Source organism: Ralstonia sp. VS2407, from assembly GCF_052950655.1.
In genome coordinates this window covers 1-462 of the sequence record NZ_JBRFVG010000277.1, presented here as the reverse complement: position 1 = coordinate 462, position 462 = coordinate 1, and the positions used below count along the sequence as shown (strand labels likewise).

1 protein-coding gene is annotated in these 462 nt (G+C 70.8%); it reads right to left on the bottom strand.

Going from position 1 to position 462, the window contains the following annotated elements; all coding sequences use genetic code 11:
- The coding region (locus ACU8YE_RS25035; RefSeq protein WP_446930252.1) for a carbamoyltransferase C-terminal domain-containing protein at positions 1-462 on the bottom strand (462 nt) is incomplete at both ends.

Genomic DNA, 462 nt, shown 5'->3' with positions numbered 1-462 from the left:
CCACCAGCCAGTCCTCGACCACCAGGGCGTCGAGGCCGGTGGTGTAGAACATCAGGATCGCGTCCTCGGCGCCGTGCAGGATCGGTTTGCCCATGATGTTGAAGCTGGTGTTGAGCAGGATCGGCACGCCGGTGATCTCCGCGAAGGCGCCGATCAGCGCCGCATAGGCCGGGTTCCGCGCCGCCGTGACGCTCTGGAGCCGGCCGGTGCCGTCCGCGTGGACCACCGCCGGCACGCGGGCGCGGACCGCCTCCCGCCAGACCAGGGTCCGCTCCATGTAGGGGCTGTCGGAATAGTCCTCGAACCAGTCCGGCCCCGCCTCCGCCAGGATCGACGGCGCGAAGGGCCGAAACGCCTCCCGGTATTTCACTTTGGCGTTGAGCGCGTCCTTGGCGCCCTCGGGGCGCGGGTCGGCCAGGATCGAGCGGTTGCCGAGCGCCCGGGGCCCGAATTCCGCTCGGC